Below are 13,618 nucleotides of genomic sequence, written 5' to 3' on the forward strand. Positions count from 1 at the left end.
TGGTGATCCCTTTAGAAGTACCAAATTGAAAACCAGGAAGTTAAATTATGGTTAATTGACCGAAAAAGCGGCGTCATGAAGGGAATGAAAAACGAAATCCGTTATCTTTATTCCTATGAAAAAATTAGCGCTTCTTTTCATCACGATGGGGCTCTCTTACGCAGTAAAAGCTCAGGAAATAACACAAACAGAGAATGTATTTTTGATTACGGTGGATGGCCTTCGTTGGCAGGAATTATTCCAGGGGGCGGACTCCCTTTTTGTGGACGATACCGGCATGATCGAGAAGCAGGGATCGCTTCTGGAAGCATTTTGGGATCCTAATCCCCTGAAGCGTCGCCAAATGTTAATGCCATTTACCTGGTCAACACTTGCCGAACAGGGGCAACTTTACGGCAACCGAGCCTTTGGAAATCAGGTGGACATGCGAAACAACATGCTTTTTTCTTACCCCGGGTACAACGAGATATTGACCGGAGTACCGGACGACGAACAGATCAATTCCAATTCAAAAACCAATAATCCGAATATTACCCTGCTGGAACACCTGCAGGGTTTACCCGACTACAAAGGAAAAGTATTAGTCTTTGGCAGTTGGGATGTTTTTCCCTACATCGTTAATGAAGACCGGAGCGGTATCCCGGTGAATGCCGGATTTGATAAGGCAGAAGGTCCCAACCTGAGTGAATCGGAAAGGATCATCAATAGGCTTCAGCAAGAGATCCGTGGTCCCTGGGAAGGAGTACGATTGGATCCCTTTACCCATCATTATGCCCTGGAGGCCATAAAAAAACAAGCTCCAAGAGTTGTTTTCATTGCCTATGGAGAACCCGACGATTGGGCGCATGATAACCGCTACGACGAATACCTTCATTCCATCAAGCAGTTCGACGGATACTTGAGGGAATTGTGGGATTACATTCAATCCACCCCAGCATACAAAGATAAAACCACCATGATTGTTACTACCGATCACGGCCGGGGAATCGACAAGTCCAGTTGGACAGGACACGGAACCGGAATTCCCCGGTCCAGGGAGGCCTGGATAGTAGGCATCGGTCCCGACAGTCGGGCATTGGGGGAGGTGAAAAAAGAAGGGTTATTGTATCCGGCCATGATTGCACGGACTATTTTTCAATTGCTAGGCTTGACTTATCCCGATGAAAATGCGGATAAGGTAATAACGGAAATACTGCCATGAGATTTCGGAACTGCTTAGCTTGGGCGATTCTTTTTTTGCCGGCTTGCCAGTCTGACCCTGCTGTACCCACCTATTTGGAGCCTTTTCTGGCGCAAGAGCGAAAGGTAGCCGGCATGTTCCCAAGTGAATTTCCGAAAGAGCCGTTGATGAACCTGGATTCTGGCTGGGTTTTCCTAGGTCGGGATTCCATTGCTGGAATTCATCGGGACTGGCCCGATCAGTTTTCCCATCCCAAAACCGTTTCCTTGCCACATCGCCTTCCGTTGCCCAATCATTCAATGTGGTATTCCTGGGAGGGAATGCTGGAACCAGGTATTCTTCTTGTCGATGCTGACGACGGGGTGCAGTGTTGGGTGAACGAAAAACGGATTCTCCGGTCCGATGATGGTGATTTTTTTGAGGTGGAAGCAACGGGAAAAACCGAACTGGGCCTTCGGGTGGTTAATAATGCGATGGCCGGAGGTCTACGTCGTGTTCAATTCTTTTCACAGACAGCTTACCAATTCTGGAAGGGTAAAAGAAAGCAAATCATTGATGGAATTTTGGTGGACCGAAAACTGGAATTACTGCAGGATCCTGATCTCAAACAGGACTGGGAAGGTATGTCTTATCCGGAGTTGAATGCGTTGCTAGCAGATTATCCGATTCTTTTAACGCCACCGGTATTGATTTGGGGCACGGACGGCAGGCCCTATGTACGGTGGGTAAGTGAATCCCCTGGTACCGCTATCCTGCGGCCGGAGCAGGGAGAAGAAATCCTCATTGAATCTACCAATGGGGTTTTTACGCATGAAATGGAAACTGGATCCAATATTACCTTTCATTTGTATCAGGGTAAGTCCTATCATGGAAGCTTTTCCATTAAAGCGAACAGTGTTTCCGATAGCATCAAACTGGCACTTTGGGGAGACTCCCAGGGAGGTTGGGAAACCTTTCGGGAAGTTGCCGATGCCATTAGCACACACCAGGCTGATCTTAGCGTTGGGGCTGGCGATTTGGTCAACAACGGTTCGGAGGAATGGGCTTACCCGCGATTCTTACAATTACTCTACCGTATGCAGACCCCTCAACTACTGGTTCCAGGCAACCATGATTACGATGGCTATTACGATGATTTGCATGCCATTAAGATGAATAAATACCTGTTTCAGCCAGAAACGCCTACCTATGGGATGCTGCGATTTGGCCCTGCAGCGATCCTGACCCTGGATCCAAATATTAATTTCCCGGTATCCGTACCGGATGAAACCACGCAGTGGGAATGGCTAAAGGAGCAATTGGATTCAGATACCTGGAAGAACGCACCTTGGAAAATCATTGTTTTACATCAGCCGCCTTATTCTCAAGGTTGGCCCGGGTATCAGGGTGAATGGACGATTCGTCAACTCCTTGAACCTTACTTCCATCGCGGATTGGTAGATCTGGTGCTGGCTGGGCACACTCACGATTACGAGCGGCTTTCCCGGAATTTTTCCGGGAATCCCGTTCATTTTCTGGTAGTAGGCGGGGCTGGTGGAGGCTTGGAGCCGGAAGGAGCACAATCGAATGTTCCCCAAATGGACCGGCTTATCAAAAAGCACCACTACGGAATCTTTGAGGTCAAAGCCGGTCGGATGCACTTTAAAGCCTACGACCTGGAAGGCAATATCCTGGATGAATTAATTGTAAGAAAATAAACAGTTTAGGTAGCTGTTACGGGATTTTGTGGATGGTTTGAAAAGCTATGCAGGAAGCCTTACCTTTTTTTTCCCAGGAGATAGTTCCCTCCTAAAATCACGGTTTCCAAAATTGCTCTTGTCGGAGGAAAAGTAGGTTCTGCAATGGATGATGGGTGAGGGTAGGGGATGACTAAAAATCTTTCTACCTTGTTACGAAATAGGGGTTTTGAATTTTGATTCCTGCCGCTATTTAATTTCTTTTAAACCGGACTAAAAAATTACAGACATGTTTTTAAGACTATTAACTGTTTTACTCTTATCGTCTTCGGCGCTCCGGGCGCAAGAAGGTCCCAGTTTTGACCTGGAAGCTTATGAAGTACATCTGGATGCGGAAAAGGAAGGCCAAAGGGTATTTCGATATGCCATCAAAAATTCCGGATCCTCCACTGCTCCGGCAGAAAGTTACCGGGTCTTTTTTAAGGTAAATGGAAAAATGATGAGTTTTGATAATAAAACGAATCCCATCAAACCCGGGCAAACCATTATTTATACCTCACCAGAAAAGATCCCAGCCAACCAGCCGGGAAAAAAACTCAAGTACAACCTTATCATTCATACGCGGGATGCCAATTCCAGAAACAACAAAAAGAAGGGTGAGATTATCTTATAATTCAATAATTCAATATTGGCTTTTTTGTGAATAGCTAGTCCGAAGCGCCTCATTTTCGGAAGGTTTTGTTGCGTTATTGTTTTCCCATATTTAGGAGACAAGTAAATATGCTGCAGGAACTTAGCTGTATTAAGCAAGTAGTTATTCTATACAGGATACAAATATTCGGTTTCACTTTTTTCTTATATATAATCAACGTATTTATTTGAAAAAACGTGAACCGCTGCCTTTTACCCTACCGCTTTGCCTTGCTGCTTTGCGCCCTCGTTGCTTTCTCATGAAGAGAGTCTGAGGCTCCCATCCAGGAAACTAAGTATTTCCTTAAATTTAAAGCCAATGGAGAATGGGTGGAAGACAAAGCGTATGATTACCAACTCGTAGTGTTTAGCTACGACCCCAATGGAAAAACGCATAACGCGCAGATTCAGGCCTTGGGTGAGGGAAGTGACGGAACAAGAGATTTTTTCAGTATTTTTTATATAGTGAAACGCCCTTTGAGGAAAAAACTACCAGATGCAAGAAGGCGTCCGGGACTATAAGAATTCCTTTTTACCGGGCTTAATTTTTACCCGCTCAGACCCAGCCGGAAATTTATAGAATACCTCTTTGCTCAAAACCAACTATCCTACCTTGGACATCCGGGATAGCGGGCGCCTGCACCTTACCCAAATTGGTTCGGATAGGGTGGACGGTACCTTTGAAGCCACGCTTTTTGGACCGTTTGCGGAAAATACCAGCCGGGGAAGCACGCAAATCAGCATTACGGATGGTTCATTCAAAATGAAACTTATCCAAAACTCCATACAGGATTAGCGGACGAGGTACTACCTGGCGGTGGGGAATTGAAAAACTCCATTGGGTTTTGTTAACATTTGCTTCTATTTTTGGTTTAGGAAAAGCAAAAACGAAAACCAATGAGTCAAAATAAAGCCAAAACAGGCATATTACTGGTGAATCTGGGTACGCCTGATAGCACTGCTACCGGAGACGTACGAAAATACCTGAGGGAATTTTTAATGGACGGCAGGGTAATCGATATTCCCGTGATTCCTCGTTGGCTATTGGTTAATCTAATTATTGCCCCTTTTCGGGCACCCAAATCTGCGGGGGAGTACCGGAAGCTTTGGACGGATCGGGGTTCTCCGCTGCTTTTCCACACCATGGACCTGAAAGAAAAACTGACGCCTCTGATTGATCAGTCCCGTTTCCAGTTGGAAGTTGCCATGCGATACCAATCCCCGGGGATTGAAGAAGGGCTTAAAGCACTTAATAAATCCAATGTAAAAGAAATCGTGGTATTGCCGCTATTCCCCCAATACGCCTCGGCTACCAATGGTTCGGTGATCGAACGGGTAATGGAACTCGCTACAAAATGGCAAATAATTCCCAGTATCCGGTTCATAAGCAATTTTATCGAACACCCCCTCTTTTTAGACGCCTGGGCAGAGTTGGGGCAAGAGATGATGGTGCTTCAGGAGTATGACCGCTACCTGTTTTCCTACCATGGTTTGCCGGAAAGGCAAATCCGGAAAGGATCTGTCGATGGGTATTGCCGCCTGAATGATACCTGTTGTGCACGATACACCAAAAAGAATCAGTTTTGTTACCGGGCACAATGCTTCCACACCACCCGCTTGATTGCCGAAAAGCTCCAACTTCCAGAAGAAAAGGTAGTCACCTGTTTTCAGTCCCGATTGGGCAAGGATCCCTGGATCAAGCCTTATACGGAAGATTTGGTTAGGGAAATGGCCGATAATGGGATCAAAAAAGTATTAGTATTCTCACCCGCCTTTGTAGCCGATTGCCTGGAAACCACGGTGGAAGTCGGTCAGGAATACAAGGAGCAGTTTTTGGAGCAGGGAGGAGAACGTTGGGACCTGGTTCCCAGCCTGAATTCAAGGGATACCTGGGTAGATTGTGTGAAAGATCTTGTTACCTCCAAGTCCTGAATTGAAAGGAATCCGGTGGTTAATCCAGCAGGTCTATTGCCATTTTTTTGTACTTTTCAAGTGAGGGAACGGGCACTTGGGTTTCCTTGGCTTTTTCATCCCATTCCCGCATCTTTAATATCAGGGCATGGTTTTCATCTGCTTCAAATGCCCGTGCTTCCTCCGGGCTCATCACTCCTCCCTGGTAGTTGAGGGTTTGCCTGCTGGCCTCAGATAAGCGGTTAAAATAATCCGGGTTTTTATACGTCAGGTATCTTTTGGCTTCAACATGGCTTTCCACCAAGCGGGCTAGCAGTTCCGGGAAACCGAATTTACGCAGGTAATCGGCTCCCAGTTTTTCATGGTCCATTACGCCAAATCCACCCATCTGGGAGAGTTGTTCCCGTTGGGCAAAAAGGTGTCCCAGGTCATGAAAAAAAGCGGCCAGAATCACCTCAGGTGGATAGCCTTCTGATTCAGCTAGCTGTGCCGCCTGACTCATGTGTTCCAACTGAGAAACAGGCTCGCCTATATAATCCGCATCTCCAAAAGCGGCGTAAAGGGCAAAAATTTCATCCACAATGTCCCGGTTAGTCTTATTCATGAGTTTGCTATTTTATTTTGAAAATACCCATATTCAGCAATAATGCCAAGCCGTATTCACGATAAATTAACAGAAGGATGAAAGCGTTTGGTTTTCTTCTATTATTTTTTTTACCTATTTTGATCCCAAAATTAATTTGCAATTACCAGTATTCACAAATGTATGAAAAACCCCATCAAATTGGCTGTTTTTGACATGGCCGGCACCACCATCAAAGATCAAAGCAATGTGGCAGAAGCTTTTGTCAGTGCTTTTGCCAGTCATGGTTACTCACAGGTAAGCTTGCAGGAAGCCAACGAAAAAATGGGTTATCCGAAACCTCTTGCCATCCGGGAAATGCTACAGGCCCATACCGAAGAGGTGACGGACGAAGAAGTGAAAAAAATCCACGATAGTTTTGTGAAGGAGATGATTCGGTTTTATAGGGAAAGTCCGGATATCGCTCCGATGGATGATGCGCTGGAAGTATTTGAATCTTTGCAGCAAATGGGAATAAAAGTGGGACTGGACACTGGTTTTAGCAGGGATATTGCAGATGTCATCCTGGAACGGATTGGCTGGGTGAATCATCCGCTGATAGATATTACCGTGTGTAGTGATGAGGTTAAAAAAGGCCGGCCTCACCCGGACATGATTTTAAAGATGATGGCTGCACTGGGCATTGGCAGTCCTTTAGAAGTAATCAAGGTTGGAGACACTGAGGTAGATATTCACGAAGGGCTGAACTCTGGTTGTCTGATGAGCGTGGCAGTGACCACGGGTGCTTATACCGAAGCAGAGCTAAAACCCCACCAACCTACCCACATCGTTCACCGGCTATTGGACATTCTGCCTTTGGTGGCAAAGGAAATCGGTGAGCCCGTGCAATAATGTTTGTTATTCCCTCTCTTACCAAAAAACTTGCTGTCGCTCCGCCACTGCTGATGAGCCTTTTTGCCGGGGTCATGGCATTTCTTACCTACAGTTGCATGTATGCGTTTCGGAAGCCTTTTGCTTCAGCAACCTTCGCAGGGGAAGAATGGTGGGGACTTGACCTGAAAGTATGGCTGATATTGATGCAGACGTTGGGGTACATGGCGAGTAAGTTTTACGGGATTAAAATCATTTCTGAATTAAAAGCTTCCGACAGGGCCAGACTTACGCTGAGTCTGATTGGTGTTTCCTGGCTGGGATTATTGGGATTTGCATTGTTACCTGCCCCCTGGAATATTTTATGCTTCCTGATCAATGGTTTTCCGCTTGGGTTGATTTGGGGATTGGTTTTTCATTACCTTGAAGGCAGGCGATTTACCGAAATGATGGGCAGCATATTGGCGGTGAGTTTTGTGTTTTCGTCGGGATTTGTTAAAACAGTGGGCCGTTATCTTCTGGTTGACCTGGGAGTGGACGCGTATTGGATGCCATTTTTGACGGGGGCCATTTTTATTCCGGTTTTGTTGGCAAGCGTTTTTCTTTTGAACCACACACCGCCCCCAAGTAGCGGGGATATTATCCTGAAAACGGAACGGAAATCCATGAATAGGGCAGATCGACGCACTTTCTTCCAGCAGTTCCGCTCTGGATTGATTATACTGGTGCTGGTCTACATGGTCTTGACAGCCTTCCGGGATATTCGCGATAATTTTGTGGTAGAAATATGGAAAGATTTGAGGATAACCGTGCCACCCGAGTTGCTTACGCAAACTGAAATCCCCATCACCCTTATCCTTTTGCTTTTGATGGGCATGCTGGTTTTGGTGAAAAACAACTTCAAAGCCTTGTTTATCTACCACTTGATCATCATCGCAGGATTGCTACTGGCGCTACTTGCTACACTAGCCCTGCTGAATGGCTGGCTATCACCAATATATTGGATGGTTGCAACCGGGACCGGTACCTATATGGCGTATATACCCTTCAATTGCCTGCTATTTGATCGGTTGCTTGCTTCTTTCAAATACGCGGGAAACGTAGGTTTTCTCATGTATTTGATTGACAGTTTCGGTTATTTGGGCTCTTCTGGAATCCTTATATTTAAACAATTTGGAAACTATGAGAGCATGAGTTGGTTGGCATTTTATTCCCAGGGCCTGATTTTGTTGATGGGGCTGTGCGTGCTCCTTATGGCGGGCAGTGGCATTTATTTTTATAGGAAACTTCAAGCCTATCACCTGCTTTCAGAACGGGAGCGATTGCCCGGTTTGCTTCACTAACGATCTGCCTGCTTAAACAAAATCAGGTTCAGGAATTGTCCTGTTGCCGCTTGTATCGAAACCAAAAATAGGCAGGAAATACGAGTGCCTTCAAGCGCCAATCGTTTTTTTCGTGGAATGAAAGGTGGGGATTTTTATTAATATGGCGGTAAAATAGGCTGGCAATTAGCAAATGGACCAGAACCAGTAGTAAGGCTGCAGAATAAATAATCAGTTCGTTCATTTTTTAATTCGGGGTATAATGGCAGGAATCTCTTTCTGATAAGCGGCATAGCGGTTGCCATGTATTTCCAGCAGCTTTTTCTCTTCATAATAAATGCCCACCGGTAGGTATAGCAAAAGGGCTGATAAATGAATGAGCGAAGAAAGATTAGGCGCGTATAAGAAATAACCAATAAAAATCAGAATCAAGCCTGCATATAGAGGATGCCGCATGTATCCATACCAACCTTCAGTAACCAGTGGTTCGGTTTCGGAAAGGTCATCTTTGGGACGAAGGCCGATAAACCTTCTGGCCGAAACGTTCCGCATACTCTTTACAGAAATAATAGTGCCGAAAGTAGCGAGCATAAAGCCCAGATAAGTGCTTACCGGACCGGAGCCAAAAAGCCAGATCCGGGGAATACTGCCTGCATACAGGAACAGGGCGAAAAAGAACAGGGTTGAAAACAAACTGTAAGACAGCCGGTACCATTTATACAGGCCTTTAAGCTGGGACCTGATTTTTCTTTTTATATTGAGCATGGCAAGGAAAGTGTGGCTGCTGTAAAATAGCATCCAACCAAGTCCCAGAAAGAGGTATTCCATAGACGCTCAAATATCCGTATTTTGATTGATTATGAAAAATTTACAACGCTATATTGAACACAGTGCCTTGCATCCTGTAGTGGATGAGCAAGCGATTCGGTTGTTGATCAGCCAGGCTTTAAAATATCAGTTTCGTGCCGTGTGCATCCCTCCGTTCTGGGTGAAGAAAGTCAAAAGAGAGTTGGCTGAGGAGGACATTCAGGTTGTCACCGTTGTTGGCTTCCCTTTCGGCTATAACATGAGCCAGACGAAGCTTGCCGAATGCAATCAAGCGCTGAAAGACGGAGCCGATGAACTGGATGTGGTCTGGTCGCTCTCGGCCTTCAAATCAGGAATGAATTGGCCCAAAATAGAACTGGCTCAGCTAGCAAATCGAATCCATGATGATGAAAAATTATTGAAAGTAATTGTGGAGACCGCCTATCTTAACAGCGAGGAGTTAGAGCAAGCATGCGTTATTTGCAGGGATGCGGGTGCTGATTATGTCAAAACTTCCACTGGATATGCACCAAAGGGAGCGGAAGTCGGGACGATTCTGGAAATGCGCCGGCTCCTTCCAAGTCAAATAGGTATTAAAGCCAGTGGAGGCATAAAAACCCTGGAGCAAGCCCTGGAAATGATCGATGCCGGTGCCGACCGGATTGGGACGAGTAGTGGCGACCAAATCATGGATGATTTTCTCAGGAATCATTGTTGATACTACCCACTTCTTCTGTCTTGGGAACGTCTGAGGGTGAATCGGTAGCCTTGTCAACATCCGACTGATTGAAGTAAATCAGGAAAAAAGGGATGATAAAAAAGGTTAAAAGAATATAAGCAAATCCAAGGAAACGGGTATTGGCTGTTTTTTTACCAAAATTCCGGGCAAGTATTACGGGGATTTCGCGCAAAGCGGGGAAAGGAAGGAAAAGTAAAGACCCGATAAGGTTAAACAAGACATGAACAATTGCCACGCTGATGGCTGCTTCAGTTTTATACAGTGCGGCGATAACGGCTGTAATGGTAGTACCCAGATTGGCGCCCATTATAAAAGGGAATACTTTCCGCAGGGCGACTTTGCCCGTGGCTACTGCTGTCACCATCAGAGAGGTAGTTATTGTGCTGGACTGGACGGCGGCTGTAAAAAACATCCCATAGGCAAAAGAGCGGTAGGGAAAACTAAAGATATGTTTCCGGATTTTTTTAAAGTTTGGAGTAATTAATGAGCGATAGGCCAGTGCTGAGAGGACCTTGATGGAACCTACCAGAAGTAAAATTCCCACAAGCAAGCCAAAAAGCGGCCAATGAAGCCATTCTGCCAGGTAATAACTTAGAGGCCGAAGAAAAAACCCTTGATAGCTCAAGTTTCCGTCAAAAGTATTGCTTCCGGCTCCAAGGCCACGGGTAATCCAGGCAGCTATTTTACTTAGAAGGCCAAAATAAACCTCCAGGGGGAGCAAGATTAATACCGTTATGATATTGAAAAGATCGTGTAAAACACCGGCTGAAAGCGCCTTACGGAAAGATTTTTTCTTCATAATGTATCCAAATGCCACCAGAGTACTTGTGAGGGTAGTTCCGATATTCGCTCCCATTATTAGCGGAACAGCCTGTGTCAGACTTAGATTTCCGGAGGCGACCAGTACCACGACCATGGCAGATACTGTAGAACTAGATTGGATGAGGGCAGTAGTCAACAAGCCAATAAACAACCCTACAAATGGGTTGCTGGTGGCCATAAACAGGGTATTGGCTATTTCGTTGTTTAATTTGGCCAGAGAATAGGTCAAAAAATCAATTGAAAACATGAACAGCAGCAGACCAAAAATAACGGTAACTGCCAAAATCAGATTTTTTTTATAGGATTTGCCCGCCGAAGTAGTGGTCATTCAAAAATCAAATTAGAAATAACTTCTTTCAATTCGCAAAATACGTATAGACACTATAGAAATACACACTTTTAGGATAAAACTTATGTTAAAATTAATTGCTGCCCATTTGCTCAGGAAGAAATGATTAAAATCCCAAAAGGGGCTGGGAAGAAATAAAATCTTTCTATTTTTGAGAAAGAGAGGGTTGCCAGAGAATCCGTGTATTATTTCATGTTGAAACCTATTTGACAGGGACTTAACAATTTGGTAACATTATCCTTAATTATTCTTATTTAATTTGCGTCCGTATTTCCAAGCCAAAACCAGCTTATGGCCAAACTTAAAGATCAAAACATTAACCAGGATACCTTATCCAAGGCAGCCTATTCACTTTTTGATTTTACCAAAAAAGAAAAATCCTTTCTTTTAATCATCTGCATTTTGATATCCATAGCAGGTATCATTACTCCTTATACCTATGCTGCCATGTGGTTTGGATTTGCGTTAGCGGCGTACTCGGCAATTGCCAATGACAGCATTCAGACCATCGGAACCTTTATCGCCTCCAACCAAAGTAGAAAATGGTATTTCTTGTGGTTATTTATGGGGCTGATCTTTGTTGGTACCGTTACCTACAGCTGGTTCACGTATAACGGTGATGTGAGTTATCAGCGACTTCAGGTAGATGGTCTGGATCAGGCACCTCAAAGTTTCGTCTTTTTGCAGATAGCGGCCCCTATCGTATTACTTGTAATGACTCGGCTCAGGATGCCGGTTTCGACCACGTTTTTACTCTTAAATGTATTTACCTACAAGGCAGGAACCATTATAGGTGTTATGCAGAAAAGTTTTATTGGATACTTTTTAGCATTTTTTGCTGCCATTATTGTCTGGTACGTATTGGAGAAATTCGTTACCAATTATCTTAAAGGAAAACCAGGAAACTATTGGTACCCGCTTCAATGGGTCACATCGGGTTGTCTTTGGGCAGTATGGGTCATGCAAGATGCCGCCAATATCGCTGTTTTCCTTCCAAGACAGCTTGGTGTTTGGGAATTTTCGGCCTTTACAGGTTTCGTATTTCTCGGATTAGGAGTACTTTTTTATATGAAAGGGGATAAGATACAGAGGATCGTGAATGAGAAGACCAGGGTTACAGACGTGCGGGCCGCTACCATTGTAGACTTGGTGTACGCTATTATCCTGTTTTATTTTAAATCTTACAGCAACATGCCCATGAGTACCACCTGGGTCTTTATCGGTTTATTGGGTGGAAGGGAGTTATCCATCGCATTAGCGAAATCGAAAAAACTTAAAAAACGTAAAGCCCGGCTGGTAAGGGCATATCGACTGGCCAAAAACGATTTCATCAAGGCTGGCATTGGACTGATTGTGTCGCTAATACTTGCGCTGATCATTAATGAAGGGGTTCGGAAAGAAATTTTTGACTTGGTTTTTTAAGAGAGGATTATTGGAAATATACTCAGATGAATATTGGATGAATGAAGCCCTGAAGCAGGCTCAAATCGCCTATGATGAAGGGGAAATTCCAGTGGGAGCCGTGATCGTGGTCAGGAACAGGATCATTGCCAGGGCATATAACCAGACGGAAAAACTTACCGACGTCACCGCCCATGCAGAAATCCTGGCCATAACGGCGGCTTCCCATGCTCTGGGTGCCAAATACCTAACGGAGTGTAAATTGTACGTGACGCTGGAGCCCTGTATCATGTGCGCCGGGGCTAGCTTCTGGTCTCAATTGGGAGAATTGCACTTTGCCAGTAACGACCCGCAAAGAGGATATTCCCGCATACCTCAACCTCTTCTCCACCCAAAAACGAAAGTCTTCAGCGGCTTGCTGGAGGATAAATCTAAGAAATTGTTGCAGGCATTTTTTAAAAATCTCAGAAATTAGAGATTCACCCGAATAAAAGAACCATTTTTCAAGTTCCTTGGTTTGACTAGTAGGTTTTTTAATCCGAACCTATGCCAACATTATAATTTTATGTTTCACTATAAATAAAAAAAAAATGGCTTTTAAACTTCCTAGTTTACCTTATGAAAAAAATGCGTTGGAGCCTCATATTGATGCAAAAACCATGGAAATCCACCATGGCAAACACCATAATGCCTATGTGACCAAGTTAAATGATGCCATTGAAGGCTCTGACCTTGCCTCGAAAAGTATTGAAGAAATAATGCAGGGAATTTCCTCCGCACCAACGGCAGTTAGAAATAACGGCGGTGGCCATTACAACCACTCCCTTTTCTGGACTATTCTTTCTCCAAAGGGTGGTGGAACTCCTAGTGGTGAGCTGGCAGCTGCTATCGACAAAAAATTCGGTTCTTTCGAAAAATTCAAGGAAGAATTTTCAAATGCAGCTGCTACCCGCTTTGGTTCTGGCTGGGCATGGTTGAGCGTTCATAACGGTGAGTTACAAGTAAGTTCCACCCCAAATCAGGATAACCCACTGATGGATATTGCCGAAACTAAAGGAACACCCATTTTGGGATTGGATGTTTGGGAACATGCTTATTACCTTAATTACCAAAACAGAAGACCTGATTACATTGCCGCTTTCTGGAATGTGGTCAATTGGGATGAAGTAGCCAAAAAATATGCCGCTGCAAAATAATTACAGCGACACATGCAAATATAAACGCATCCCTCCGGAAATTCCGGGGGGATTTTTTTGTCCGGTTACCGC

The 13,618-nt window shown here is 44.7% G+C and carries 16 protein-coding genes; 12 read left to right on the forward strand and 4 right to left on the reverse strand.

Annotation, left to right across the window (positions count from 1 at the left end; genetic code table 11):
- The first annotated feature begins 115 nt into the window (after window positions 1-115).
- From GKS34_RS12300 to hemH, 6 genes are all read left to right on the forward strand, one after another.
- Window positions 116-1,201, forward strand: a complete 1,086-nt coding sequence (locus GKS34_RS12300; protein WP_163385127.1) for an alkaline phosphatase family protein — start codon at window positions 116-118, stop codon at window positions 1,199-1,201.
- Window positions 1,198-2,877 (forward strand): metallophosphoesterase family protein, encoded by a 1,680-nt coding sequence (locus GKS34_RS12305; RefSeq protein WP_163385128.1) that lies wholly within the window; start codon window positions 1,198-1,200, stop codon window positions 2,875-2,877. Before GKS34_RS12300 ends, GKS34_RS12305 begins: the two co-directional genes overlap by 4 nt.
- A gap of 268 nt (window positions 2,878-3,145) precedes the next feature.
- On the forward strand, window positions 3,146-3,529 hold the full coding sequence (locus GKS34_RS12310) for a hypothetical protein (protein ID WP_163385129.1): 384 nt from the start codon (window positions 3,146-3,148) through the stop codon (window positions 3,527-3,529).
- Window positions 3,530-3,876: 347 nt separating this feature from the next.
- Window positions 3,877-4,068 carry a hypothetical protein gene (locus tag GKS34_RS12315; RefSeq protein ID WP_163385130.1) on the forward strand — a complete coding sequence of 64 codons (192 nt, stop codon included), beginning with the start codon at window positions 3,877-3,879 and terminating at the stop codon, window positions 4,066-4,068.
- Window positions 4,069-4,135: 67 nt separating this feature from the next.
- A complete protein-coding gene (locus GKS34_RS12320; protein WP_163385131.1) occupies window positions 4,136-4,342 on the forward strand; it encodes a hypothetical protein in 207 nt (68 codons plus the stop codon).
- 101 nt (window positions 4,343-4,443) lie between these two features.
- The gene (gene hemH / locus GKS34_RS12325; protein WP_163385132.1) at window positions 4,444-5,478 is read left to right on the forward strand and encodes a ferrochelatase; all 1,035 of its coding nucleotides are present in this window, start codon (window positions 4,444-4,446) and stop codon (window positions 5,476-5,478) included.
- A 19-nt stretch (window positions 5,479-5,497) separates the two neighbouring features.
- On the opposite strand, the gene GKS34_RS12330 is transcribed toward hemH, so the two are convergent.
- Entirely contained in the window at window positions 5,498-6,061 is a 564-nt protein-coding gene (locus GKS34_RS12330) for a phosphonate degradation HD-domain oxygenase (RefSeq protein ID WP_163385133.1), read from the reverse strand.
- A 162-nt stretch (window positions 6,062-6,223) separates the two neighbouring features.
- On the opposite strand from GKS34_RS12330, the gene GKS34_RS12335 reads away from it, so the two are divergent.
- Both GKS34_RS12335 and GKS34_RS12340 read left to right on the forward strand, forming a co-directional pair.
- Window positions 6,224-6,931: an HAD-IA family hydrolase gene (locus GKS34_RS12335; RefSeq protein WP_163385134.1), complete on the forward strand. Its 708-nt coding sequence runs from the start codon at window positions 6,224-6,226 to the stop codon at window positions 6,929-6,931.
- Window positions 6,931-8,253: a DUF5690 family protein gene (locus GKS34_RS12340; protein WP_163385135.1), complete on the forward strand. Its 1,323-nt coding sequence runs from the start codon at window positions 6,931-6,933 to the stop codon at window positions 8,251-8,253. The genes GKS34_RS12335 and GKS34_RS12340 overlap by 1 nt, the downstream gene beginning before the upstream one ends.
- A gap of 28 nt (window positions 8,254-8,281) precedes the next feature.
- On the opposite strand, the gene GKS34_RS12345 is transcribed toward GKS34_RS12340, so the two are convergent.
- On the reverse strand, window positions 8,282-8,476 hold the full coding sequence (locus tag GKS34_RS12345) for a hypothetical protein (protein ID WP_163385136.1): 195 nt from the start codon (window positions 8,474-8,476) through the stop codon (window positions 8,282-8,284).
- On the reverse strand, window positions 8,473-9,060 hold the full coding sequence (locus tag GKS34_RS12350; RefSeq protein WP_163385137.1) for a methyltransferase family protein: 588 nt from the start codon (window positions 9,058-9,060) through the stop codon (window positions 8,473-8,475). The genes GKS34_RS12345 and GKS34_RS12350 overlap by 4 nt, the downstream gene beginning before the upstream one ends.
- Window positions 9,061-9,091: 31 nt before the next feature.
- On the opposite strand from GKS34_RS12350, the gene deoC reads away from it, so the two are divergent.
- The gene (deoC, locus tag GKS34_RS12355; RefSeq protein ID WP_163385138.1) at window positions 9,092-9,757 is read left to right on the forward strand and encodes a deoxyribose-phosphate aldolase; all 666 of its coding nucleotides are present in this window, start codon (window positions 9,092-9,094) and stop codon (window positions 9,755-9,757) included.
- Here the strand turns inward: deoC and GKS34_RS12360 are convergent.
- Window positions 9,741-10,928, reverse strand: a complete 1,188-nt coding sequence (locus GKS34_RS12360) for a Na/Pi symporter (RefSeq protein ID WP_163385139.1) — start codon at window positions 10,926-10,928, stop codon at window positions 9,741-9,743. The two genes, deoC and GKS34_RS12360, sit on opposite strands and share 17 nt — an antisense overlap.
- A gap of 312 nt (window positions 10,929-11,240) precedes the next feature.
- On the opposite strand from GKS34_RS12360, the gene GKS34_RS12365 reads away from it, so the two are divergent.
- From GKS34_RS12365 to GKS34_RS12375, 3 genes are all read left to right on the forward strand, one after another.
- Window positions 11,241-12,371, forward strand: a complete 1,131-nt coding sequence (locus GKS34_RS12365) for a hypothetical protein (RefSeq protein ID WP_163385140.1) — start codon at window positions 11,241-11,243, stop codon at window positions 12,369-12,371.
- Window positions 12,372-12,381: 10 nt separating this feature from the next.
- Window positions 12,382-12,825: a nucleoside deaminase gene (locus GKS34_RS12370; RefSeq protein ID WP_240459287.1), complete on the forward strand. Its 444-nt coding sequence runs from the start codon at window positions 12,382-12,384 to the stop codon at window positions 12,823-12,825.
- Window positions 12,826-12,940: 115 nt separating this feature from the next.
- Entirely contained in the window at window positions 12,941-13,546 is a 606-nt protein-coding gene (locus GKS34_RS12375; RefSeq protein ID WP_163385142.1) for a superoxide dismutase, read from the forward strand.
- Window positions 13,547-13,618: the final 72 nt, after the last annotated feature.

This window comes from Cyclobacterium jeungdonense, from assembly GCF_010994275.1.
Lineage (GTDB): Bacteria > Bacteroidota > Bacteroidia > Cytophagales > Cyclobacteriaceae > Cyclobacterium > Cyclobacterium jeungdonense.

Coding starts and splice junctions, on each gene's coding strand:
- GKS34_RS12310 (WP_163385129.1), top strand. CDS start 3,146: ATGTTTTTAAGACTATTAACTGTTTTACTCTTATCGTCTTCGGCGCTC.
- GKS34_RS12340 (WP_163385135.1), top strand. CDS start 6,931: ATGTTTGTTATTCCCTCTCTTACCAAAAAACTTGCTGTCGCTCCGCCA.
- GKS34_RS12335 (WP_163385134.1), top strand. CDS start 6,224: ATGAAAAACCCCATCAAATTGGCTGTTTTTGACATGGCCGGCACCACC.
- GKS34_RS12345 (WP_163385136.1), bottom strand. CDS start 8,476: ATGAACGAACTGATTATTTATTCTGCAGCCTTACTACTGGTTCTGGTC.
- GKS34_RS12360 (WP_163385139.1), bottom strand. CDS start 10,928: ATGACCACTACTTCGGCGGGCAAATCCTATAAAAAAAATCTGATTTTG.
- GKS34_RS12300 (WP_163385127.1), top strand. CDS start 116: ATGAAAAAATTAGCGCTTCTTTTCATCACGATGGGGCTCTCTTACGCA.
- GKS34_RS12305 (WP_163385128.1), top strand. CDS start 1,198: ATGAGATTTCGGAACTGCTTAGCTTGGGCGATTCTTTTTTTGCCGGCT.
- deoC (WP_163385138.1), top strand. CDS start 9,092: ATGAAAAATTTACAACGCTATATTGAACACAGTGCCTTGCATCCTGTA.
- GKS34_RS12350 (WP_163385137.1), bottom strand. CDS start 9,060: ATGGAATACCTCTTTCTGGGACTTGGTTGGATGCTATTTTACAGCAGC.
- hemH (WP_163385132.1), top strand. CDS start 4,444: ATGAGTCAAAATAAAGCCAAAACAGGCATATTACTGGTGAATCTGGGT.
- GKS34_RS12365 (WP_163385140.1), top strand. CDS start 11,241: ATGGCCAAACTTAAAGATCAAAACATTAACCAGGATACCTTATCCAAG.
- GKS34_RS12330 (WP_163385133.1), bottom strand. CDS start 6,061: ATGAATAAGACTAACCGGGACATTGTGGATGAAATTTTTGCCCTTTAC.
- GKS34_RS12375 (WP_163385142.1), top strand. CDS start 12,941: ATGGCTTTTAAACTTCCTAGTTTACCTTATGAAAAAAATGCGTTGGAG.